Source organism: Allocoprococcus comes (assembly GCF_013300725.1).
Lineage (GTDB): Bacteria > Bacillota > Clostridia > Lachnospirales > Lachnospiraceae > Allocoprococcus > Allocoprococcus comes_A.
The window spans coordinates 24,430-49,373 of sequence record NZ_JAAIMM010000022.1 but is presented as its reverse complement, the minus strand read 5'-3'; the positions used below and the strand labels follow the sequence as shown (position 1 = coordinate 49,373).

Annotated in this window: 22 protein-coding genes and 1 pseudogene; all 23 read left to right on the top strand. The window is 44.1% G+C overall.

What is annotated here, in order from left to right:
- The first annotated feature begins 5 nt into the window (after positions 1-5).
- Entirely contained in the window at positions 6-1,442 is a 1,437-nt protein-coding gene (locus G4407_RS11945) for an L-arabinose isomerase family protein (RefSeq protein WP_173689077.1), read from the top strand.
- 103 nt (positions 1,443-1,545) lie between these two features.
- Entirely contained in the window at positions 1,546-2,367 is an 822-nt protein-coding gene (gene rhaD, locus G4407_RS11940) for a rhamnulose-1-phosphate aldolase (protein WP_173689076.1), read from the top strand.
- Between the two features lie 188 nt (positions 2,368-2,555).
- Positions 2,556-3,395, top strand: a complete 840-nt coding sequence (locus G4407_RS11935; RefSeq protein ID WP_173689075.1) for a tyrosine-type recombinase/integrase — start codon at positions 2,556-2,558, stop codon at positions 3,393-3,395.
- A gap of 235 nt (positions 3,396-3,630) precedes the next feature.
- Complete coding sequence (locus tag G4407_RS11930; RefSeq protein WP_173689074.1) at positions 3,631-3,831, top strand: hypothetical protein; 201 nt, start codon at positions 3,631-3,633, stop codon at positions 3,829-3,831.
- 218 nt (positions 3,832-4,049) lie between these two features.
- Complete coding sequence (locus tag G4407_RS11925; RefSeq protein WP_173689073.1) at positions 4,050-5,303, top strand: Y-family DNA polymerase; 1,254 nt, start codon at positions 4,050-4,052, stop codon at positions 5,301-5,303.
- A 116-nt stretch (positions 5,304-5,419) separates the two neighbouring features.
- Positions 5,420-6,631, top strand: a complete 1,212-nt coding sequence (locus tag G4407_RS11920; protein WP_173689072.1) for a carboxylate--amine ligase — start codon at positions 5,420-5,422, stop codon at positions 6,629-6,631.
- 25 nt (positions 6,632-6,656) lie between these two features.
- Positions 6,657-7,361, top strand: a complete 705-nt coding sequence (gene cuyB, locus G4407_RS11915) for a cysteate racemase (RefSeq protein WP_008370818.1) — start codon at positions 6,657-6,659, stop codon at positions 7,359-7,361.
- Positions 7,362-7,394: 33 nt separating this feature from the next.
- Entirely contained in the window at positions 7,395-8,912 is a 1,518-nt protein-coding gene (locus G4407_RS11910; RefSeq protein ID WP_173689071.1) for a Mur ligase family protein, read from the top strand.
- Between the two features lie 153 nt (positions 8,913-9,065).
- The gene (locus tag G4407_RS11905; RefSeq protein ID WP_173689070.1) at positions 9,066-10,622 is read left to right on the top strand and encodes a UDP-N-acetylmuramoyl-L-alanyl-D-glutamate--2,6-diaminopimelate ligase; all 1,557 of its coding nucleotides are present in this window, start codon (positions 9,066-9,068) and stop codon (positions 10,620-10,622) included.
- Positions 10,601-12,829: a replication restart helicase PriA gene (priA, locus tag G4407_RS11900; protein ID WP_173689069.1), complete on the top strand. Its 2,229-nt coding sequence runs from the start codon at positions 10,601-10,603 to the stop codon at positions 12,827-12,829. The genes G4407_RS11905 and priA overlap by 22 nt, the downstream gene beginning before the upstream one ends.
- 24 nt (positions 12,830-12,853) lie before the next feature.
- Entirely contained in the window at positions 12,854-13,324 is a 471-nt protein-coding gene (gene def / locus G4407_RS11895) for a peptide deformylase (protein ID WP_173689068.1), read from the top strand.
- A 23-nt stretch (positions 13,325-13,347) separates the two neighbouring features.
- Positions 13,348-14,286, top strand: coding sequence for a methionyl-tRNA formyltransferase (gene fmt / locus G4407_RS11890; RefSeq protein ID WP_173689067.1), 939 nt, complete (start codon positions 13,348-13,350; stop codon positions 14,284-14,286).
- Positions 14,287-14,635: 349 nt separating this feature from the next.
- On the top strand, positions 14,636-15,346 hold the full coding sequence (locus G4407_RS11885; protein ID WP_173689066.1) for a zinc metallopeptidase: 711 nt from the start codon (positions 14,636-14,638) through the stop codon (positions 15,344-15,346).
- A complete protein-coding gene (gene rsmB / locus G4407_RS11880; RefSeq protein WP_173689065.1) occupies positions 15,333-16,637 on the top strand; it encodes a 16S rRNA (cytosine(967)-C(5))-methyltransferase RsmB in 1,305 nt (434 codons plus the stop codon). Before G4407_RS11885 ends, rsmB begins: the two co-directional genes overlap by 14 nt.
- Positions 16,637-17,674 carry a dual-specificity RNA methyltransferase RlmN gene (rlmN, locus tag G4407_RS11875; protein ID WP_173689064.1) on the top strand — a complete coding sequence of 346 codons (1,038 nt, stop codon included), beginning with the start codon at positions 16,637-16,639 and terminating at the stop codon, positions 17,672-17,674. Before rsmB ends, rlmN begins: the two co-directional genes overlap by 1 nt.
- A 3-nt stretch (positions 17,675-17,677) precedes the next feature.
- The gene (locus G4407_RS11870) at positions 17,678-18,421 is read left to right on the top strand and encodes a Stp1/IreP family PP2C-type Ser/Thr phosphatase (RefSeq protein WP_117822698.1); all 744 of its coding nucleotides are present in this window, start codon (positions 17,678-17,680) and stop codon (positions 18,419-18,421) included.
- Positions 18,415-20,529, top strand: a complete 2,115-nt coding sequence (pknB, locus tag G4407_RS11865) for a Stk1 family PASTA domain-containing Ser/Thr kinase (RefSeq protein WP_173689063.1) — start codon at positions 18,415-18,417, stop codon at positions 20,527-20,529. The genes G4407_RS11870 and pknB overlap by 7 nt, the downstream gene beginning before the upstream one ends.
- 12 nt (positions 20,530-20,541) lie before the next feature.
- On the top strand, positions 20,542-21,429 hold the full coding sequence (gene rsgA, locus G4407_RS11860) for a ribosome small subunit-dependent GTPase A (RefSeq protein WP_173689062.1): 888 nt from the start codon (positions 20,542-20,544) through the stop codon (positions 21,427-21,429).
- Between the two features lie 3 nt (positions 21,430-21,432).
- The gene (gene rpe / locus G4407_RS11855) at positions 21,433-22,095 is read left to right on the top strand and encodes a ribulose-phosphate 3-epimerase (protein ID WP_173689061.1); all 663 of its coding nucleotides are present in this window, start codon (positions 21,433-21,435) and stop codon (positions 22,093-22,095) included.
- Entirely contained in the window at positions 22,088-22,738 is a 651-nt protein-coding gene (locus tag G4407_RS11850; RefSeq protein WP_173689060.1) for a thiamine diphosphokinase, read from the top strand. The genes rpe and G4407_RS11850 overlap by 8 nt, the downstream gene beginning before the upstream one ends.
- 190 nt (positions 22,739-22,928) lie before the next feature.
- On the top strand, positions 22,929-23,906 hold the full coding sequence (gene add, locus G4407_RS11845) for an adenosine deaminase (protein ID WP_173689059.1): 978 nt from the start codon (positions 22,929-22,931) through the stop codon (positions 23,904-23,906).
- Positions 23,907-23,923: 17 nt separating this feature from the next.
- A pseudogene (locus G4407_RS16750) lies at positions 23,924-24,049 on the top strand (phosphopentomutase); the annotation flags it as partial.
- 36 nt (positions 24,050-24,085) lie between these two features.
- Positions 24,086-24,907 carry a purine-nucleoside phosphorylase gene (locus G4407_RS11840; protein WP_173689058.1) on the top strand — a complete coding sequence of 274 codons (822 nt, stop codon included), beginning with the start codon at positions 24,086-24,088 and terminating at the stop codon, positions 24,905-24,907.
- The last annotated feature ends 37 nt before the right edge of the window (positions 24,908-24,944 follow it).

Sequence of the window (24,944 nt, the reverse complement as noted above, 5' to 3'; positions counted from 1 at the left end):
AACAAATGTTAGTAGAAACAAAAGCAAAGGTTGGTGTATTTTCGATAGCGCTCGGCGCATACCTGCCACAGTTTCCGACACTCGTTCCGGAGTTCGAGGCACAGTATGAGTCTTTTAAAAAGACAATACCGGATACCGTTGAGCTGGTGGATGGTGGAATTGTTACCACAAAAGAGCTTTCAATGAAAGCAGGAGACAAATTCAGGGCGGCAGATGTGGATCTGGTGATTTTACAGCTTCTCACATATGCGACAAGCTACAATATGCTTCCTGCAATCAGAGATTTAAATGTGCCGGTTGTTCTGGTGAACGTTCAAAAGCTCAAAGCACCGGATTATGCGAATACGGACACACCGAAATGGCTGGGTGAGCTGTATGCATGCGGAGCAGTCGGAGAGATGGTTGCAGACCTTGAAAGAGCAGGGAAGAGACATGCAGTGATCACAGGCGTAGTAGAAGGTGGAGATGATTATGTGGCAACGGAGATAGCACAGTGGTGCAAGGCAGCACAGGTCAGAAGAAGATTCCGCTATACCAATATCGCACAGATCGGAAGACCATATCCGGGAATGATGGATCTGTATATCGATGAGACCAATCTGTATAACCGCATGGGACTTTACACAAAGCAGTTTGACTGGGAGAAAATGTGGGCGATCGCTGACCATATCACAGATGAGAACGCAATCAGGGCAAAGGCTGAGGATATACTTGCGACATTTGATATAGCACCAGACAAAGACAATAAAGCAGCTACAGTTGAGACTGTATGGGACATGGCAAAATATGTTGTGGCATTTGAAGAATGGGTAAAGGAAGAAGAGCTTGGAATGATAGCCTCTCATTATGACGGTTTTGCCCAGGGAATAGCAGGAAAGCTTGACAGTATGCTGATACCGGCGTTTTCAATGCTTATAAAGCAGGGAACAGCCTGTGCAGTTGAGGGAGATATGAAGGTTGCTATGGCTATGAGCATTTTAAAAACGATTTCCGGTACAGGCCAGCTTTCGGAGATGTATTCCATCGACTTTAATGAGGATATCTGTATCATCGGACATTCAGGTTCGGGAGATGCTGATATTTCACAGGCAAAAAAGCCGACCATGAAGATTGTAGATGTATTTCACGGAAAAACAGGCGGCGGATATCTGACACAGTTCTATCCACCTGTCGGAGCTGTAACATACCTTGGAATCACACAGGATATGAACGGAAAATTTAAGTTTGTTGTGGCAGAGGGTGTAAACGAGGATGGCCCGATATTCACATTTGGTGACACAAATATGAGAACGCGCTTTTCAATCGGAGCAAGAGAATTCTGTAACCGATGGAGCGAAGCAGGTCCTACACATCACATGGCAGCAGCAGTCGGCAGGCATATCGATACAATACTCAAGGTGGCAAAGATACTGGATGTGCCGGTTGATATTGTATGCAGATAAGAACATAGTCATATCTATAAAAGGTACAGTGTAGTATGGTTTTGCGCAGGTGATCAAGTATAAAACAGTAGTTTAAATATAGTAGAAAAGCGAGGAAAATATCATGAAATTTTTAGATGCAGAATTTGTAAAAGGATTTATACGTATGGCGAATGACGGATGGGAGCAGGGCTGGCACGAAAGAAATGGCGGAAACCTCTCATATCGTGTGAAGGCAGATGAGGTAGAGTCAGTAAGAGAGAATTTTGAGCCAAAGGAGTGGCAGCCAATCGGAACAACAGTGCCAGAGCTTGCCGGAGAGTATTTCCTTGTGACTGGAAGCGGAAAATATTTCAGAAACGTGATAATCAAGCCGGAGGATTCCATCTGTATGATAGAGCTTGATGAAAAGGGCGAAAATTACCGTATCGTATGGGGACTTGTGAATGGTGGAAGACCGACAAGTGAGCTGCCTAGCCATCTTATGAATCTCGAAGTAAAGAAGCTTCAGAATCCAAACTACAGAGTGGTATATCATGCACATACGACTAATATCATAGCACTTACATTTGTCCTTCCACTTGAGGATAGAGTCTTTACAAGAGAACTTTGGGAAATGGCAACAGAGTGTCCGGTAGTATTTCCGGATGGAATCGGTGTAGTTCCATGGATGGTTCCGGGGGGAAGAGAAATTGCTGTAGCGACAAGTGAACTTATGAAGAAATATGATCTTGCCATCTGGGCACATCATGGAATGTTTGCAGCAGGGGAGGATTTTGATCTTACATTTGGACTCATGCATACAGCGGAAAAGTCAGCAGAGATTCTGGTAAAAATGCTGTCAATGAGACCTGATAAACTGCAGACAATTACACCTGATAATTTTAGGCATCTGGCTAAGGATTTTAATGTTACTCTTTCAGAAGAGTTTTTATATGAAAAATAAAAGATAATGATTTTGAAATTCGGGATTGGATAAAGAGTCTGGATTTAAATTAGAATCAATTAAGGAAAATAGACGGATATGAGCAGCAGGACAATGACAAAAGTTTTTGTCCTGCTGCTTTTTCGGTTAATAATATTTCAGATCTGTGAAATAATGTGAGTAAAGAGAAAAAACAAGGAGGACACATTATGAACGGAATGGAATTTGAAAAAGAAATCTTTATGGAATATTTGATCGAGCGGGAAGCTTCGGAGGCAACAAAGAAGAAATATATGACGGATGTGACGACTTTTTATTCCTATGCAGCAGAAGCGGAAGAAATAGATAAGGAACTTCTGCTTGCTTACCGGGAGTGGCTGATACAGCATTATGCAGTAAGCAGTGTAAATTCGATGCTTGTGGCACTGAATCAGTATTTACTTGCTGTTGGGCTTGGAAAATGGAAGCTCCGCAGAGTCCGTGCGCAGGGCTGTAATTCAAAGATGATGGAAAGAGAACTGCAGAAATCCGATTATATCAAACTGGTGCGGAAAGCAAAAGAGCAGGGAAAGGAACAGCTTGTAATGATTATGGAGACGCTTGCGGGGACAGGAATCCGGATCAGTGAGCTGAGATATTTTTCAGTTGATAGTGTTCAAAGCGGAATTGTGAAGGTGTGGAATAAAGGAAAATACAGACCGGTTATTTTAACGGATCAGTTGAGAAAAAGACTTTTGTATTATATAAGAAAAAACAGGATTCAAAAGGGAAATGTGTTTATAACAAGATCGGGTCATGAAAAAGACCGGTCGAATATATGGAGAGAATTAAAACAGCTTGCAGTAAGTGCCGGGGTGGAAACCGAAAAAGTATTTCCGCATAATTTCAGACATATGTTTGCAAGAATTTTTTACAGGGTTACTGGAAATCTGGTGCAGCTTGCGGATATTCTGGGACACAGCAGTATCGAGGTGACAAGGATTTATGCTGCGGATGGAATTATGGAATGGAAAAAGAGTATGGAAATGTTAGAGATGCTTGTAGAATGACGACATAATGTTAATTATGTTGTAGTTTTTGATATAAGTATTTTAAATCGAAAATATGAAAATAAAAAGGAAAAAATAAAAGTTTTTACATAATTAAAACGAAAGAACTGTTTTGTATTTCCGCAACGGTTTTTAATGTTGACAGTCTTTGTAATACAGACTAGAATATAGTTGGACTGAGTTTGGACGATTTATATTACAACATAATTAACATTATGTAGAAAAGAGGGAGCATATGGAAAGAGATATATTTGATGACATGATAAAGAGAGTAGACTGTTCATATGTATCCGATCTGAGATACAATAAGAAAGCGGTAGAAGACAAGCTGAAAGGGATGGATCTGAGTTCATACAGTGAAAAGCAGCTGGAAGAATTTGCACAGTATGTGTTTGCGTGCGGATGGAATGAAGTAAGCGGGAAGCTTGATAAATAAAAGATAAAATAATGAAAATGGATGCGGGATATGATAAAATGAATATCATATTCCGTATTTTTTGTGTATACGATGAGCCAAGTGCAGATTTGTGCTTGCACAAGGATCTACATTTGGCGAATGTACATCACCTGGCTGTTAAGCGAGATGGTGTACAAAGTATACAAATCGAGCAGGAGTCAGCCTGCTCGATTATTTGGGGAGAGGAGGAAGCAGGATTGTCACACATTATTTTCCACATAGATGTCAATTCAGCCTATCTTAGCTGGACGGCAGTAGAACAACTGAAAAATGGTGCCGAAGTAGACATCCGCACGATCCCTGCGATCATCGGCGGTGACAGAGAATCACGCCATGGTATCGTTCTGGCAAAATCTTCTTCGGCAAAGAAATTCGGCATCAGGACGGGAGAGCCGGTGGTAAATGCGTTCCGCAAGTGTCCGAATCTTCACATGGATCCGCCAAATCACAGGATGTACAGAGAGTACAGCCGGAGACTGATGGATTTCCTGAGAACCTATACATCGGAAATCGAGCAGGTCAGTGTGGACGAGTGCTATATGGATTTTACCGGAATCGCACAGCGTTTTTCTTCGCCGGTGGAGGCTGCGTATGAAATCAAAGCCCAGGTTTATGAAAAGTTTGGGTTTACCGTGAATGTGGGAATTTCGACAAACAAGCTTCTGGCAAAAATGGCATCAGACTTTGAAAAGCCAAACCGTGCCCACACTCTTTTCCCGGAAGAGGTCAGGGAAAAAATGTGGCCACTCCCGGTGAGTGAGCTTTTTATGGCAGGGAAGTCCAGTGTGGCGATTCTGGAAAAGCTGGAAATCAGGACAATTGGTGAGCTTGCGCAGACAGATCCGAAGCTTCTGGAATTCCATTTGAAAAGTCATGGAAGAACGCTGTGGGAATTTGCAAATGGAATCGGTGATGCAAAGGTGCAATCCGAGGAGACCGCAGCAAAGGGTGTCGGTAATTCCACCACACTTCCAAAAGATGTGGAAAAGGCAGAGGATGCAAAAAAGGTTCTATTTTCTCTGGCAGAAAGTGTGGGAAAGAGACTAAGGAAAGCAGGGCAGAAAGCCAATATGGTTAGTGTGGAAATCCGTTACAGTGATTTTCAGAATGTATCTCACCAGAAGCAGCTTGGCAGAGCATCCGGTGCAGATCAGGTGATCTACGAGGCGGCCTGCAGCCTGTTCGATGAGTTGTGGAACGGTGAGCCGATCAGACTGCTTGGTGTTCGCACAGCGAAGCTTGTGGATGAAGATGAACCGGAACAGCTAAGCCTGTTTGACCTGCAATTCAAGGTGAAATCTGAGAAGCCGAAGAAGAGCATGGAAAAGCTGAAAAAGCTCAGTGCGGCAATGGGAGAGATCCGCGGAAGGTATGGGGCGGATGCGGTGATCCGGGGTAGTGTTCTGGAGCAGAGAGAAAAAGAGAAGAAAGATGAAAAAAAACAGTTCTGAAAATTTCCCGGGAAACTTTCAGAGCTGTTTCCATGCCTTGACACCTAAAGAACCCCTGGAGTATAATGAGATGATATGTAGAAATATAAGGGGATAGAAAGGAGCTTCTTTAAACAATGGAATTTAAAGACAGAGAATTTATTCCGGTACTGCTCGGTGGAGATATCAATACTTACAGTGTTGCCCGCGCATTTTATGAGCAGTATCAGGTGAAGACATATATATTTGGAAAGTTTGCAACAGGACCGAGTTACGGAAGTAAGATCATCGAATATCATCCGAATCCGAAGATTGATACAGACGATTATTTCCTTCAGACAGTCAATGGATTTGCAAAAAAGCATAAAGACAAAAAGATCATGCTCATCGGATGTGGTGACAGTTATGTGGCACTGATCAGTAAGCACAAAGCAGAGCTTGAGAAAAATATTATTGCACCATATATCGATTTTGATCTGATGAACAGTCTGCAGCAGAAAGAGACCTTCTACAAGCTGTGCGAAAAGCATGGGGTAGATTATCCGGGAACGATTATTTACGATCAGTCCATGGGACTGGACTTTGAGATGAATTTTCCGTATCCGGTAATTTTAAAGCCGTCTGACAGTATTTCCTACTGGGAGCATCCGTTTGCAACCCAGAATAAGATCTACACGATCAAGAACAGAAAAGAACTGGAAAAAGTAATTCAGGATATTTATGGAGCAGGTTATACTGATAAACTGATCATCCAGGATATGATTCCGGGAAATGATGAATATATGCGTGTTCTGACTTCTTATTCTGACCGGAATGGAAAAGTTAAAATGATGTGTCTGGGACATGTACTCCTGGAAGAACACACACCACACGGACTTGGAAATCATGCAGTTATCATCACAGAGCCAAACGAAGAACTGATGATGAAGGTGAAGAATCTGCTGGAAGACCTGCACTATGTAGGATTCTCCAACTTTGATATCAAGTATGACAAGCGTGATGGCAAATACCGTTTCTTCGAGATCAACACCCGTCAGGGACGAAGTAATTATTATGTGACAGGATCTGGATTCAATGTTGCAAAATATGTAGTAGAAGAATACGTTTACGGAAAAGAACTGCCGCTTGAATTCGCAAAAGAAGAACATCTCTGGATGACAGTACCGAAGGCAGTTGCTTTCAAATATATCAAAGAAGAAGCAAACCGTGAGAAGATGAGACGCCTTCTTAAGGAAAACAAGATGGTCAATCCGGTATTTAAAAGAGGTGATTTTAAACCAAGACGTTATCTTGCTATGGTGAAGAATCATCTCAGACAGTTTGGTAACTTTAAGAAATATTACAGCTAAGAGAAGCTGAAACAGGGAGAATGATATGCTGAAAAAATTAGGTGTTATCGGTGGAATGGGACCGGAGGCGACAAGTTTTTATTATGCAAGAGTGATCGCAAGGACAAAGGCGGAGAGTGATCAGGAGCATATCAACATGATCATTTTAAGTCATGCGACAATGCCGGACAGAACACAGGCAATCCTTACAGGAAATAAGCTTCCGTTTCTGAAAGCGATCACGCAGGACGCAAGAGATCTGGAGATGCTGGGAGTGGAAAATATAGCGATCCCGTGCAATACCTCGCACTATTTCCTGGAAGATATCCAGAAATCTACAAGTGTTCCGATCATCAATATGGTAGAAGAGAGTGTCAGATATGTAGTAGAGGCTCATCCAAAAGTAAAGAAGATCGGGATCATGGGAACAGATGGAACGATGCAGGCAAAAACTTATCACCGTGCCTGCGAAAAATTTGGAATCACACCGGTAGTTCCGGGAGAAGCCTGCCAGAAAGATGTGATGTCGCTGATCTATGATGATATCAAAAAAGGAAAGCCGGGAGACAAGAACAAATTTGACCGTGCTTATAATGACCTGAAGGCAAAGGGCTGTGATGCGGTAATTCTTGCATGTACAGAGATTTCGGTATTCAAAGAATATTATCAGGTACCGGCAGACTGCATGGATGCAATGGATGTTCTGGTAAGAGAATCCATTATCCGATCCGGCGCAGAGTACCGGGAATAATACCGGAAAGAATATAAGGGAGATAAATACCAGATGGAAAAATATACATTACAGGAGTACGCAAATCTGTTACAGAACCTGCGTATGATGAAAGAATTTTATTCAAATGGGGAAGAAGAAAAAACAGTAAGATATCTGACCTATGATTCCAGAGAGGTGACGGAAGGGACACTGTTTATTTGCAAAGGTGCGGCATTTAAGGCTGAGTATCTGGATGCAGCGATCGAAAAAGGTGCGATTGCTTATGTCAGCGAAGTAAAATATGAAACAAAAGAAGAGGTTCCATATTTTCTGGTAGACGATATCCGTAAGGCAATGCCTCCACTTGCAGAGAAGTTCAATAATGCACCGTGGAAGAAGCTGACGATCACCGGAATCGGCGGAACAAAAGGAAAATCCACTTCCGCTTACTATATGAAAGCAATCGTGGATGATTATATGGAAGCAACCGGTGGAAAGGAAAGTGCAGTCCTTTCTTCAATCGATATTTATGACGGAGTGATCAAGAAAGAATCTCATATTACTACGCCGGAGTCGGTAGAATTGCAGGAGCATCTGCGCCATGCCGTAGAAAGTGGTATTACATTTGCCGAGATGGAAGTATCTTCACAGGCGTTAAAATACAATCGTGTCGATAACATGCAGTTTGATGTGGGGATTTTTCTGAATATTTCAGAGGACCATATCAGTCCGATCGAGCATCCGGATTTTGAAGACTATTTTTCGTCTAAACTGAAAATTTTCGGGAAATCACGTTACGGAGTTGTGAACATGGATGCAGATTTTGCAGACCGTATTCTGAAAGAGTCAAAGGTCTGTGAGAAGGTGCTGACGTTCAGTACAAAGAATCCGGAAGCGGATGTTTATGGTTATGAGATCCAGAAAGACGGACATGAAACGGTATTTATGGTAAAGACAGAGCAGTTTGATGAAGAATTCCGTCTGACGATGCCGGGACTTTTCAATGTGGAAAATGCACTGGCTGTCATTGCGGCATCCATTCTTCTTGAAATACCGAAGGAGTATATGCACAGTGGTCTTTTGAGGGCAAGATCCAGCGGACGTATGGAGCTTTATGGAAGTGCAGATAAGAATCTGATCGCTGTTGTGGATTATGCACATAACAAGCTCAGTTTTGAAAAGCTGTTCTCTTCAATAAAAGATGAATATCCGGATTATAATATCGTATCGATCTTCGGATGCCCCGGAAAGAAAGCATTTATCCGGAGAAGAGACCTTGGAACGGTAGCGGGCCAGTATGCGAAAAAGGTTTATCTGACAGCGGAAGATCCGGGATATGAGCCGGTAGAGCAGATTTCCAAAGAAATCGCACAGTATGTGGAAGCACAGAACTGTCCGTATATCATGATCGAGGATCGGGGAGAGGCGATCAAAGCAGCGATGGATGAAGCAGAGGGAAAGACTATTTTCCTGATTACCGGAAAAGGAAATGAGACAAGACAGAAATATGGCTGTGAGTATCTGGACTGCAAATCAGATACACAGTATGTTAAAGAATATCTTGCCGAGTATGATAAAAAGCATCAATAGAGACTGAGAGATGGGTGGGTGTTCCTGCAAACGCACAGGATGCGTGAAAACGAAAGCAGGAAATCCACCCATTTTATATATTTTCATATCCGGTGTGACGTTTGATGGGAAACAGCATATTCTGAAAACAAAGAGCCCAAAAAGAGGAGCCTTATGAAGCTTTCGGTTCTGTTTAAAAAGATTCAGCATGCGGTGATCCAAATGCCGGAATTAGAAGAAGAGATGGAAATCCGGGGGATTACCTGTAATTCCCAAAAGGCAGAAGAAGACAGTCTGTTTGTCTGCATTCAGGGAAGCCGGGCAGATGGCCATGATTATATAGAAGAAGCCTGCAACCTTGGGGCATCCTGCATTCTGATAGAAAAACTGGTATCTGGGGGAAGGATGCTGAAGTTTCCGGAAAATGTTGCGGTCATTCTGGTAAAAGATACAAGGGAAGCCCTTGCCGGGATCAGCCGGATCTGGTTTGGAAGTCCTGCTGACAGGTTGAAAGTGATTGGCGTGACCGGCACAAAGGGGAAAAGTACGGTGGCAGTGATGATCCGGGAGATGCTGGAAAGTCTGGGGCAAAAATGCGGACTGATCGGTACGATCGCCAATCATCTTGGAAATGAAGTGGTAACTTCGCCAAATACGACCCCGGATGCCTTTACCATTCAGTCGTATTTTGCTAAAATGGTAGAAGCAGGTTGCCACTATGCGGTGATGGAGGTGTCTTCACAGGGAATAAAGCAGCATCGGATCGCTGGGATCTGGTTTGAAATTGCGGTGTTCACTAATTTCGGGGAGGATCACATCGGACCAGGCGAGCATGCAAGTCTTGGGGAATACCGATATTACAAATCTTGTCTTTTTGAACAGTGCAGGATTGGAATCGGGAATCTGGATGATGCACAGTGCAGCTATATGTTCCAGAGAAAATGTTGCGCGAAATACGGATTTACCTGTCGGGAAGAAGAATGGCAGGAAAGAGGATTCAGAAACAGTCATGTACTGACGGCAGAAAAAATCCGGTTCCGTATAGAGGACGGAGAATTAAAAACGGTATTTTACGCAGATGGTGAAAAATATGAGCTTGCCCTTCCCGGAATATTTAATGTGTACAATGCACTGGCTGCTTTGCAGACAGTGAGCTGTCTTGGATTTGAAAGAGAAGAAGCAGGAAACGTGTTAAAGCATCTGGCGGTAAGAGGCAGGATGGAACGGGTAGATGCAGGAGAAGATTTCCTGTGTTACATTGATTACGCGCATAATGCCATGAGTCTTGCAAAAGTTCTTAAAATGCTGAGAATTTATGAACCAGAACGTATTTTACTGGTATTTGGATGCGGAGGCAACCGTGCCGGAAGCAGAAGAAGCAGGATGGGAAGAGTGGCAGGAGAGCTTGCGGATCTGACGATCATCACTTCAGATAATCCGAGATGGGAAGAGCCGGCGAAGATTATGGAAGACGTTGAAGAAGGTATCAAAGAAACTTCCGGAGCCTATCGGATGATCCGGGATCGGGAAGAGGCAGTACTCTTTGCGGTGGAAATGGCAAGACAGGGTGATATCCTTTTGATTGCGGGAAAGGGACATGAAAATTACCAGGAGATCCGGGGCATCAGACATCCGATGGATGACCGGGAACTGGTGCGAAAAGCCGTCAGGATGATGGCACAAAAGAGACAGAAAAAGGAACAGACAGAATGTACGCAGACATTATTATAGATATTACACATGAAAAACTGGATAAAGTATTTCAGTACCGCGTACCGGAAGAACTGGAAGGAAATTTACGGACCGGTGCAGGCGTCATTGTGCCGTTTGGACGGGGGAACCGGGAAACGAAGGGGTACATTGTCGGTTTTTCGGAAACATGTGATTATGATGCGGAAAAAATAAAGAGTATTCTGCGCATGGATACATCGAGTGTGATGATTGAGGCAAGGCTGGTCGCACTTGCTGCGTGGATGAAAGAATATTATGGCGGTACGATGATCCAGGCATTGAAGACGGTGCTTCCGATCAAGCGTACCGAGCAGCAGAAGGAACAGCGGATTTTAAAAAGATGTATTTCCAGAGAGGCCGGCGAAAAGAAACTGGAAGAATATCTTCACAAGAACCAGAAAGCGCGGGCAAGACTGATGGCAGCACTTTTGGATGATGAAGAGGTAGAATATTCCCTGATCAGCCAGAAGCTGAATATCACGATGACGGTGGTGAGAGCGCTTGAAGAGCAGGGGGTTCTGGAAATCAAAAATCATAAGATTTACCGTAATCCGGTGAAAGAAAAAGAGCAGCAGCGGCATTTTATTACCTACACGGATGAGCAGGAAAGAGCGATCCGGACGTTTGAAAACGATTATAAAAAAGGGATCCGAAAGACCTATCTTTTATACGGTGTGACCGGAAGCGGCAAGACAGAGGTCTATATGGAAATGATCCGGCAGGTGGTAAAGGAAAAGCGGCAGGCAATCGTGCTGATTCCGGAGATCGCATTGACTTACCAGACGGTGATGCGCTTTTACAGGACATTTGGGGAACGCGTTTCCATCATGAATTCCAGACTTTCAGCGGGAGAGCGGTATGACCAGATGATGCGGGCAAAAAAAGGAGAGATTGATGTGATGATCGGTCCAAGATCTGCACTTTTTACCCCGTTTCCGAGTCTTGGGCTGATCGTAATCGATGAGGAACATGAGGCAGCTTATAAAAGTGAACAGGTTCCCCGGTATCATGCGCGGGAGACGGCAATCGAACGCGCAAGCCTGGAAGGGGCAAGTGTGGTACTGGGATCGGCAACTCCTTCCATGGAAGCTTTTTACCGGTGCGAGCTGGGAGAGTATACGTTGCTGGAATTAAAGAGGCGGACCGCAAAAGCAGAGCTCCCGGAGGTCTACACGGTGGATATGCGTGAAGAACTGCAAAAAGGGAATCGTTCTATTTTAAGTGACAGACTTCATGAGCTGATGGAAGACCGTCTGAAAAAGAAAGAGCAGATCATTTTGTTTCTGAACCGAAGGGGGTATGCCGGATTCCTTTCTTGCAGGTCCTGCGGATATGTAGTAAAATGTCCTCATTGTGATGTTTCACTGGCAGCGCACAATAATGGGAAAATGGTGTGCCACTACTGTGGCTACGAAGAACCGGTTGCAAAAAAATGCCCGTCCTGCGGCTCCCCTCATATCGGAGGTTTCCGCGCAGGAACACAGCAGATTGAAGAACTGGTAAAAAGAGAATTTCCGCAGGCAAGGGTGCTTCGGATGGATCTGGATACTACAAGGTCCAAAGAAGGACATGAAAAGATTCTTTCTGCATTTGCAAATGAAGAGGCAGATATTCTTGTCGGAACGCAGATGATCGTAAAAGGACATGATTTTCCAAATGTGACTCTGGTTGGCGTGCTTGCGTCGGATATGTCCTTATACTCGGATGATTTCCGGTCAGCAGAGAGGACATTTGAGCTTCTGACGCAGGCTGCGGGAAGGGCCGGAAGAGGGGGAAAAAAAGGAGAGGTCGTGATTCAGACCTACAGCCCTGAGCATTATAGTATCCAGACGGCAGCACGTCAGGATTATCAGGCATTTTATACAGAAGAGATGAATTACAGGGAACTGATGGGGTATCCGCCGGCAGAGCATCTGATGGCGGTACTGGTAGCCTGTGAGGATGAAGCACTTCTGGAAAAAGGAATGCACTATCTCAAATTATATGCAATGCGGATCACGAAGAACCGCAAGGTACAGGTGATCGGTCCGGCAGCTCCGGCAGTCGGAAAGGTCAAGGATGTGTACCGGAGAGTTTTGTATCTGAAGCAGGAATCCTATGAGATCCTGATTGAAATGAAAGATAAAATGGAACAATATATTGAATTGAACCGGGGATTTGCGAAAATGCGGATTCAGTTTGATTTTGATCCGATGAGTGGATTTTAAAAGAAAAGGCAGGAGGAAGAAAAAATGGCAATTAGAAAAATCAGAGAAATGGGCGATGAAGTACTGACAAAGGTGTGTAAGGAAGTCACAAAGATGACACCAAGAACAACAGAACTGATCGATGATATGTTAGAGACCATGTACGAGGCAATGGGGGTAGGTCTTGCTGCACCGCAGGTTGGAATTCTCAAAAGAATCGTTGTCATCGATATCGGAGAAGGTCCGGTTGTCATGATCAACCCACGCATCGTAGAGAGCAGCGGAGAACAGACCGGGGAAGAAGGATGCCTTAGTGTACCAGGTAAATCCGGTATTGTTACCCGTCCGAATTATGTAAAAGCAGTAGCGCTTGATGAAGATATGAAAGAATACGAGATCGAAGGAGAAGGATTGATGGCAAGAGCAATCTGTCACGAACTGGAGCATCTGGACGGTCATCTTTATGTAGAAAAAGTAGAAGGTGAACTTCACAGCACAGAATACGAAGAAGTCTAGGCCGGAAGCGGGAGGAAGATAAGATGAAGATAATATTTATGGGAACTCCTGATTTCTCAGTCGGAACACTGGAAGCACTGGTAGAAGCAGGACATGAAGTAGTGCTCGCTGTCACACAGCCGGACAAGCCAAAGGGCAGAGGCAAAGAAATGCAGTTCACTCCGGTAAAAGAATGTGCACTTGCACATAATATCCCGGTCTATCAGCCAAAGAAGATCCGGGAACCGGAATGTATCGAAGAGCTGAAAAAATACCAGGCAGATGTCTGCGTAGTCGTGGCATTTGGACAGATCCTTCCAAAAGAGATTCTGGAAATGACACCATACGGATGTATCAATGTCCATGCATCCCTTCTGCCGAAATACCGCGGTGCTGCACCGATCCAGTGGGCAGTCATCAATGGAGAGAAAGTATCCGGCGTCACAACGATGCAGATGGATGAAGGACTTGATACCGGCGATATGCTGGAAAAAGTAGAAGTCACACTGGATGAAAAAGAAACAGGAGGAAGCCTTTTCGATAAACTTTCCGCAAAAGGAGCCGCACTCTGCGTCCATACCCTTGCAGAACTGGAAAAAGGAACCATCACTCCACAAAAACAGGGTGAAAGCACCACCGAATATGCAAAAATGCTCAACAAAAAATCCGGTGAAATCGACTGGACGAAAACAGCAGTAGAAATCGAACGCCTGATCCGCGGCTTAAACCCATGGCCAAGTGCCTACACCCAGTGGGAAGGCAAAACGATGAAAATATGGGAAGCCGAAGTAGAAGATGTTGTAGAAACCGCAGATACTCATGAGCCCGGAACGATCACAGAAGTCACAAAACACGGCTTCAAAGTCCAGACCGGCAAAGGCAGACTAGCCATCAAGTCCCTCCAGATCCCAGGCAAAAAACGCATGGAATCCGATGCCTTCCTACGCGGATACCACATAGAAACAGGAACAAAATTAGGCTAGAATTATAACTCTAAAAATTTGAGCTTTGCAAATTTAATAAATAGTTTTTGGTCTGCCAAACAAATCTAATTGGCGCCAAAAAACGCCAAGCGTTTTTCGCGCCCATCACAGCGCATTTGTCCCATCGTGCACCGCACGATAGGACAAACAGCCGACACCCATTGAAAAATGTAGCCCGGAAGCGAAATATATTCGCTGAGCAGGTCATCGAAAACGTCGGCACTTAATGAGGCTGAGCGTTAGCGAAAGCCGAATTTAGTACCGCTACGTTTCCGGACTAAGCGCGAGCGGGCCTGCGTGCGAATATATTTCGCTTCCGGGCGGACCCTTATTCAACAAGGAGGCAAACATGTACTACCCATATTATTTTGATCCAACTTATTTCCTTGTCATCATTGGCGTCATCATCTGCGCCCTTGCATCCGCCAAAGTGAATTCCACCTACGCCAGGTACGATCAGGTCCGCAACCACGCCGGGATCACCGGTGCGATGGCAGCAGAGCAGATTCTCAGGATGGAAGGGATTTATGATGTACAGGTGATGAGAGTAAGTGGAAAACTGACCGATCATTACGATCCGGCGAACCATGTACTGCGACTTTCGGATTCCACCTACGGTTCGACATCGGTTGCGGCACTTGGAGTTGCAGCACATGAATGTGGACACGCGATCCAGCATGCAAGGCATTATATACCGCTGACAATACGCGGAGCACTTGTTCCGGTGGCGAATTTTGGATCCGGGATTTCATGGCCGCTGATCATAATGGGATTATTTATCAGAGGAGAAATGTCTACACTTTTTATCAATCTTGGGATCCTGATGTTTTCATTGGCAGTGCTGTTCCAGATCATCACGCTTCCGGTAGAATTTAATGCATCGGGAAGAGCACTTAAAATCCTGAAAAATTCAGGCATGCTATATGAATCAGAAGTACGTGAGGCAAGAAGTGTTCTTACAGCGGCAGCGCTTACCTATGTGGCGAGTGCAGCATCTGCACTTCTGCAGCTTTTAAGAATACTGATCCTGACAGGAGGAAGAAGAAATGACGACGAATAACCAGGGAGTAAGTACAAGAGAACTTGCACTGATGATCCTGCTGGAAATCGAGCGTGGAGAGAAAAGTCATATCGTGCTCAGACAGGTGCTGGAAAAATATCAGTATCTGTCCAAGCAGGACCGGGCATTTCTGACCAGGCTTGCAGAAGGGACAACAGAGCGGAGGATAGAACTAGACTATATTATCAACCAGTTTTCAAAAGTGAAGACAGAAAAAATGAAACCGGTGATCCGCAATATCCTGCGCTGTGCGGTCTATCAGATCAAATACATGGATCAGGTTCCGGATTCGGCAGCATGCAATGAGGCAGTCAACCTTGCGATCCGGAAAGGATTTAAGAACCTGCGGGGATTTGTAAATGGTGTACTCAGAAATATTGCACGAAACATTGATAAGATTGCGTATCCGGAAAATACAGAAGAATTTCTGTCAGTAAAGTATTCCATGCCACAGTGGATCATCCGTATGTGGATGAGAGATTATGGAGAAGGGAAAACGAAAGAAATCCTGGAAGGTTATTATAAAGAACGTGCAACAACAATCCGGATCAATGGAAATGCAACGACCAAAGAAGAGCTGATCAGAGAACTGACAGGAGAAGGCATTCAGATAAAAGAACATCCGCTTCTTGCGTCTGCGCTTCTGATCTCAGGCTATGATTATCTGGCAGCAATCCCGGCGTTCCGGGAAGGAAAATTCCAGGTACAGGATGCAGCTTCGATCATGGTAGCGGAGCAGGCAGGAATTAAAGAAGGAGATTACATACTGGATGTGTGCGCGGCACCGGGAGGAAAAGCGCTCCATGCAGCACAGATCCTGAACGGGACAGGTATGGTAGAGGCAAGGGATCTGACAGAGATGAAAGTAGAGCTGATCCGGGAAAATATTTCACGGATGGGATTTGAAAATATCCGTGCAGTACAGCAGGATGCAACCTGCTTCGATACAAACTCTGAGGAAAAAGCAGATGTGCTGATCGCGGATCTTCCGTGTTCCGGTCTTGGTGTCCTTGCGAAGAAGACTGATCTGAAGTATAAGATGAACCCGGAGATGGAGACTGAAGTTGCAGCACTTCAGAGAGAGATCCTGGATACGGTCTGCCGATATGTGAAGCCGGAGGGAACACTGATGTACAGCACCTGTACGGTCAGCAGGACAGAGAATGAGGAAAACGCCGGATGGTTTGCCGAAAAACATCCGGAATTTGACCTGGAATGGGAAAAACAGATTTTCCCATCTGATATAACCGATGGTTTCTATATTGCTAAATTTATCCGGAGGGGCAGATAATGGGAAAAAAAGATATCGCTTCGTATTCATTTGAAGAGTTACAGGAAGAAATGCTGGCGATTGGAGAAAAAGGATTCCGCAGCCGACAGATTTATTCCTGGATCCATGAAAAGCTGGTGGATGATTTTGAAGAAATGACCAATCTTTCAAAAACTTTACGCCAGAAACTGGAAGCAGCATACGAAATACGAAGAGTCGAGATGGAAAAAAGACAGATTTCAAAGATTGACGGGACCAATAAATTCCTGTTTTGTCTGAAAGACGGGAATATGGTAGAAAGTGTTCTGATGAAATATAAACACGGCAATTCGGTATGCATTTCCTCGCAGGTTGGCTGCCGGATGGGATGCCGTTTCTGTGCATCTACACTGGACGGGCTGGAACGAAACCTGACACCGTCAGAGATGTTAAGACAGGTTTACCAGATCCAGAAGATCACTGGCGAGAGAGTTTCTAATATTGTGATCATGGGAACTGGAGAACCGCTGGATAATTATGATAATTTTCTGAAATTCATTCACATGGTCAGTGATGAGCACGGACTCAATATCAGCCAGAGAAATATCACGGCGTCTACCTGTGGGATTGTACCGAACATCCGTAGACTTGCAGAAGAAAAACTGCAGATCACGCTGGCACTTTCCCTGCACGGTTCCAACCAGGAAAAGAGAAGATCGCTGATGCCGGTGGCAAATAAATACGAGCTTCAAGAGGTCCTGGAAGCGTGTGATTATTACTTTGAAAAGACCGGACGGAGGATCACTTTTGAGTACAGCCTGGTTCACGGCGTAAACGATACACCGGAGGATGCAAAAGAGCTGATGGGAATCTTAAAGGACAGAAACTGCCATTTAAACCTGATTCCGGTGAACCCGATCAAGGAGAGAAACTACGAAAAACCGGACAAAAAAAGTGCCGAGAATTTCAAAAATAAACTTGAAAAAAACGGGATAAATGTTACTATAAGAAGAGAAATGGGCTCAGATATAGACGGAGCCTGTGGACAGTTACGGCGCAAGACGATGCAAGGAGTATAAAATATGAAAATATTTTCTATGACAGATGTTGGAAGAAAACGTGAAATGAACCAGGATTACGTGTTTGCCACAGATGAGTCATTAGGTACGCTGCCGAATCTTCTGGTAGTAGCCGATGGAATGGGTGGACACAAGGCAGGAGATTTTGCGTCAAAATATACGGTGGAGGTTCTGAAAGAAGAACTGAAGCATACATTAAAGGACGGGCCGGAAGAAATTTTAAAAGATGCGGCTCAGACAGCGAACCACAAGCTGATCGAGAAAGCAGATGAGGACATTAATCTGGAGGGGATGGGAACCACTCTGGTTGCGGCAACTGTGATCGATCATACACTTTATTTTATAAATGTAGGTGACAGCCGTCTGTATCTTCTGAATAAGGATATCAGACAGCTTTCCAGAGACCATTCCCTGGTAGAAGAGATGGTTCGTCTGGGAGGAATCAATGAGGAAGAGGCAAGACATCATCCGGATAAGAATATCATTACCAGAGCAATTGGAGTAAAAGAGGATGTAGAGGCAGATTTTTATGAATTCAGTCTCAAAAAGGGAGATATCATTCTCATGTGTTCCGATGGGTTAAGTAATATGATAGAGGATGAAGAAATTTTTGCGATAGTTAAAGGGGCAAGAGATATCGTAGAAGCCGGTCAGAATCTGATTGACCGGGCGAATGAGAACGGAGGCAATGACAATATCAGTGTTGTTCTTGCAGAACCGTTTTCTGATGAGGTGAGTATATGGTAAAAGACGGGATTTATTTAAGTGGCCGTTATCAGGTTCTGAGTAAGATCGGAGCCGGTGGAATGGCGGATGTATATAAGGCGAAGGACTGTATGCTGAACAGATATGTCGCAGTGAAAGTCCTGAAAAAAGAATACAGGGAAGATGAAAACTTTGTAAAGAAATTCCGGTCAGAAGCACAGGCAGCAGCAGGGCTTCTGAACCCGAATATTGTCAATGTATATGATGTAGGGGAGGATCGAGGACTCTATTATATGGTCATGGAGCTGGTAGAGGGAATCACTCTGAAAGAATATGTGCAGAAAAAAGGAAAGCTTTCTTCCAAGGAAGCGATCAGTATTGCAATTCAGATGTGTACCGGTATTGAGGCAGCCCACAATCATCACATCATACACAGAGATATCAAACCGCAGAATATTATCATTTCCAAAGAAGGAAAGGTAAAGGTTACGGATTTTGGTATTGCAAAGGCGACAACATCGCAGACAGTCAGCACCAGTGCAATGGGATCGGTACACTATGTATCTCCGGAGCAGGCAAGGGGCGGCTACTGTGATGAGAAGAGTGATATCTATTCTGCAGGTATCACCATGTATGAGATGGTGACCGGAAGGGTTCCTTTCGATGGTGATTCTACTGTTTCGGTTGCAATGAAACATTTACAGGAGAATATTACTCCGCCTTCTGAGTATGCACCGGATTTATATCCGGCGCTGGAGAAGATTATTCTCAAGTGTACACAGAAGAGCACGGAAAGACGTTACCAGAGTGCCGGAGAACTGATCCAGGATCTGAAGCGAGCTCTGGTCGATCCGAGTGGCGAATTTGTAGATATGGTTCCGATCCGGAGCATGGGAGATACGGTGATGATCTCGCCGGAGCGGATGGCACGTATGAAAAAGCGTCAGGGCGATGATTATGATGACGAAGAATATGATGATGGCTATGACGATGAAGAATATGATGAAAATGATGACTATGATGAGGATGACGAAGAGGATGATTATAACGGGGGCAGACGCAGTAACAGTAAAAATGGCGTAGATCCGAAGATGAACAAGATGATGAAGATCCTCATGGTTGCGGTTGCAGTGATCGTTGCATTTGCACTGATTTTCCTGATCGGCAAAGCAGCAGGCGTGTTTGGTAAGAGCTCAGACAGTCAGATTTCATTTTCAAGTGATATCGAAGTACCGAATCTGGTCGGACAGCCGCAGAATGTTGCAGAGACGATGTGCGAAAAGAAGCAGCTGAAGCTGGAAGTAGAATCCGAGAAAGCATCAGATAAGGCAGCCGGTACGATTATTGAACAGAAGACGAAAGCCGGAAAGAAAGTCAAGAAAAATACGGTGATCAAGGTTGTAATAAGTTCAGGACCTGCAAAGATCACGATCCAGAGTGTAGAAGGAATGGATGAGGATGCAGCGAAAAAAGCATTGGTAAAACAAGGCTTCGCAAGCAAAAACATTACAGTGACAAGCGAATACAGCAGTGATGTGGATAGCGGAAAGGCAATCAGGACAAATCCGGCAGAAGGAACAGAGGTTTCAGCAGATTCTAAGATTACTTTGTACATCAGTAAAGGTGAGAAAAAGCCGGATAAAGTAAAGGTTCCGCCAATTGTGGGAATGTATGCAAGTGATGCGGCAGCAACCTTAGCTGCAAATAACCTTTCTGACGGAGGTACAAGCAGCGAAGAGTATTCCGATGATTATGCAGAAGGCACGATCATCAGTCAGAGTCCGGAGGCCGGTGAAAAAGTAAATGAAGGAACCAGCATCAGCTATGTTGTCAGTAAAGGTCCAAAGCCGGCAGATCAGGTGAAGGTACCAAGTCTGACCGGGAAAACACTGGGAGCAGCGATTTCAGCGTTAAATGCAAGAAATCTGACTTATACAGAAGTTGACATTGACAGTACAGAAGCATCCGGTATTATTGTAAAAGTTGATCCGGGAGAAGGAACATCGGTTGATGTGGGAACAGTGGTTACTTTGTATGTAAGCAATGGATCCCAGGCCGGAGGCGGAGGTAATACCTCAGGCGGCAGTGGCACAAATAACTCCACCGGCGGTAACAGTGGAAACACAGAAGGCAACACAACGGGAAATTAAAAGGACTGTTATATGCAGGGAAGAATTATAAAAGGAATTGCAGGATTCTACTACGTTTATGACGTAGTAGAATCTGTTGTTTATGAATGTAAAGCAAAAGGAATATTTCGGAAAGAAAAAATCAAACCATTAGTGGGAGATTGGGTAGAATATGAGGTCCTGGATGCCCAGGAGAAGACGGGGAATATCATTCGGATTTTACCGAGAAAGAATGAACTCATCCGGCCCGCTGTGGCAAATATTGATCAGGCACTTGTGGTATTTGCGGTAAAGAAGCCGGATCCACATTTTAATCTTCTGGATCGTTTCCTGGTAATGATGGAACGGCAGGAGATACCGGTTATCATTTGCTTCAACAAAAAGGATATGGCTGATAAACCGGAACTTGAAGCATTGGAGAAGACTTATGAAGCCTGCGGTTATCAGGTAATATTTGCCAGTGCAAAAGAAGGGGAAAACATTCAGAAGATTAAAGCTGTTCTGAAAGGTAAGACGACAACGGTTGCAGGGCCTTCCGGAGTTGGAAAGTCTTCACTTATCAACTGTCTGCAGGAAAATATCAATATGGAAACAGGCAGTATCAGTAAAAAGATTGAGCGTGGAAAGCACACAACCCGCCATTCGGAACTGATCCCGATTGATGAGGATTCGTATATCATGGATACACCTGGATTCTCATCTTTATATACAAATGATTTTGAAAAAGAAGAATTAAAATACTATTTTCCGGAATTTGAGGAATATCAGAACGGATGCCGTTTCCAGGGCTGCAACCACATCAGCGAACCTGGATGTATGGTAAAAGAAGCTTTGGAAGAAGGAAAAGTGCATCCGGTGCGGTACGAAGATTATTGTGAGATGTACCGTGAACTGGAACAAAAGGAAAAGAGGAGGTACTAGGAAGTGCAGTACAAATTATCACCATCTATTTTATCGGCGGATTTTTACAAATTGGGAGAAGATATCCGTCAGACAGAGGAAAATGGGGCAGAATACTTGCATTTCGATGTAATGGATGGCGTTTTTGTGCCGAGTATTTCATTTGGAATGCCGGTGCTCGCGTCGATTAAACCATTGGTGAAGCAGGTAATGGATACCCATTTGATGATCACAGAACCGATTCGTTACGTGGAGGCATTTGCAAAAGCAGGTGCAGATATCCTTACGATTCATTATGAAGCATGTGAAGATGTACGTGCAACACTTGAAAAAATCAGAGAATGCGGCATGAAGACAGGACTTTCCATTTCACCGGATACACCGGTAGAGGTTCTGAGAGAATTTCTTGGTGAAGTCGATATGTTTCTTATCATGACTGTACATCCGGGGTTCGGTGGGCAAAAATTGATTCCTGAAACCCTTGATAAGGTCAGAGAACTCAGAGGCATGTTAAACGAACGGGGACTTGAGACGGACATTCAGGTTGATGGCGGAATCTATGCATCGAATATAAAAGATGCACTCGATGCCGGAGCGAATGTGATCGTTGCGGGATCCGCAGTATTCAAAGGTAACCCGGGAGAGAACACAAAAGAGTTGATGGAGATTTTAAAGAATTATGAGTAAGACAGTAATTATCAGCGGAGGAACAATTGATGAAGGATTTGTAGAGAAGGTTCTCGCAGAAAATCCGGAAGCATATATTATTGGGGTAGATAAGGGACTTGAATATCTGTATAATCATCAGATTGAACCACAGTATATTGTTGGAGATTTTGACAGTATCGATTCTAAGGTAATTGATTATTATCGTAATGAAACGAATATTCCGATCAGAGAATACAATCCGGTAAAAGATGCAACCGATACCGAAATTGCACTCCGACTGGGAATTACTCTTGGAAGCAAGGAGATGATCCTCCTTGGAGCTACAGGTGGCAGAATCGATCACTTGTGGGCAAATATCCAGACTCTTTCCGTTGCGTGCGATGCCGGTGTACGTGCGTATATTCTGGATCCGAGAAATAAAATATGGGTAACAAACAGATCTTGTGTGTTGAAAAAGTCAGAAGCATACGGAAACTATCTTTCTGTCTTTTCAATGGAAGGAGAAATCTATGATTTCAATCTCACAGGTACAAAATGGCCACTCAGTCATCATGATCTGATGCCTTGTGATAGTCTTACAGTAAGCAATCAGTTTGAGGCAGAGGAAGTGAAAATTGATTTTGGCAATGGCCGTATTGTGATAATGGAAACGAGAGACTGATAAAAACAGAGGAGAAAAGTCAGATATCATTAGTGGAGATGATAGATTGCTTTTCTCCTTTTTTGATATGTATTTTTTCAGAATTTGTATATCTTCCTTACGGATATTATGGAGAAATAATTTCCCGGAAGTGATATAATAAAAAACAAGATATGGATCGCATTTCAAACGAACAGGAGTGTGAAAAAATATGATGCGGGAAGAAATGATTAAATTACCAAAGATAGAGCTTCATTGCCATCTGGATGGATCGTTGAGTCAGGAATTTATCGAAAGAAGGCTGGGAAGGCATGTAAGGAAGGAAGAACTGAGCGTATCGGATGACTGCCGAAGCCTTGCGGAGTATCTGGAAAAATTTGATCTGCCAGGGCAGTGCCTGCGGGACGAAAGAGGTCTGGAAGAAGCTGGATTTGACGTACTGAAAAGTATGAGCAGAGAAAATGTATGCTATGCGGAAATCCGTTTTGCACCACTTTTTTCAGAAACAGCATCCATGAGTTGTACAAAAGCAATCGAGGCACTTTTAAAAGGAATGGAAAAAGGAAAGCAGACATTTGGAATTGAGTATGGTCTGATTACCTGTGCAATGCGTCATCACAGCGAGGAAGAAAACCTGCGGATGATCAAGGCTGCAAGAGAGTTTCTGGGAGCAGGTGTCTGTGCGGCGGATCTTGCAGGTGCAGAAGCATCTTATCCGATGACCGAGTTTATGAATCTGTTCCAAAATGCCCGAAGAATCGGAATGCCATTTACCATTCATGCAGGCGAATGCGGAAGTGCAGAAAATATAAAGAATGCAGTAGATGCAGGCGCAGCAAGAATCGGACATGGAATCGCTATGCGTGGACATGCGGATCTGATCCGCGAACTTGCCCAAAAGAAAATCGGAATCGAGATGTGTCCGATCAGTAATCTGCAGACAAAGGCGGTGCCGGGGGCGGAAGCTTATCCTCTCAGAGAATTTATAGATGGAAAATTACTGGTTACAGTAAATACGGATAACCGGACAGTCAGCAATACAACAATGACGAAAGAGCTGGAATTTATTCAGAAGATGTATAATATCACGGATGAGGAAATCCTGCTTATGATGAAAAATGCGGCAGATGTGGCTTTTACAGATGATGCTGTCAGAGAAAAGCTGTACCGTAAGCTGGAGGGCAAGTAGAAGAGAGGTAGAACAGCATGAAAAAATACAACAGAATTTTTGTAATTGTCCTGGATTCTCTTGGAATCGGAGCGACGGTGGCAGAAAATTTTGATGTAAAAATGCCGGAAGGAACCATCGGTCATTCCATTCTTGAAAGATTGGGATAAGAATAAGCAGAAAAAGGAGAAGAATAAGGGATGAACAATGTATATGAAAAAATCAAGACATGTCTTGCAAGTATACGGGAAAAAACAGATTTTGTACCGGAGGTTGCACTGATTCTCGGATCAGGACTTGGTGATTATGCCGATCAGATAAAAATAGAGACGACCATTGACTATGCTGATATTGAAGGCTTTCCAACATCTACCGTTGCAGGTCATAAGGGAAGATTCGTATTCGGATACGTTGAAAAAGTACCGATAGTGATCATGCAGGGAAGAGTGCATTATTATGAAGGCTATCCGATGACAGATGTGGTGCTTCCTACAAGGCTTATGGGAATGCTGGGGGCTAAAAAGCTGGTACTTACCAATGCGGCAGGTGGTGTCAATCTGAATTATAAACCGGGAGACTTTATGCTGATCACCGATCATATCACCACAGCCATTCCAAGTCCTCTTATCGGAGAAAATCCGGAGGAACTTGGTACAAGATTTCCGGATATGAGTGAAGTATACAGCTTAAGAATGCGGGAAATCATCAAAGCAGAAGCTGAAAAACTTGAAATTCCTCTTCGAGAAGGAGTTTATGTGCAGTTTACAGGACCGGCATATGAGACGCCTGCGGAAATCAGAATGTGTCGAAGCTGGGGAGGAGATGCAGTGGGAATGAGTACGGCATGCGAAGCTGTTGCGGCAAAACATATGGGAATGGAAATCTGTGGAATTTCCTGCATCACGAACATGGCGGCAGGTGTATCGAAGAAACCTCTTAATCACAAAGAAGTGCAGGAAACGGCAGACCGGGTGGCAGTACAGTTTAAAGAACTGATCACTGCGGTGGTTACGAATATCTGACGAGCGAACCGCGTCATTCAATAAAAAGAGAATCAGA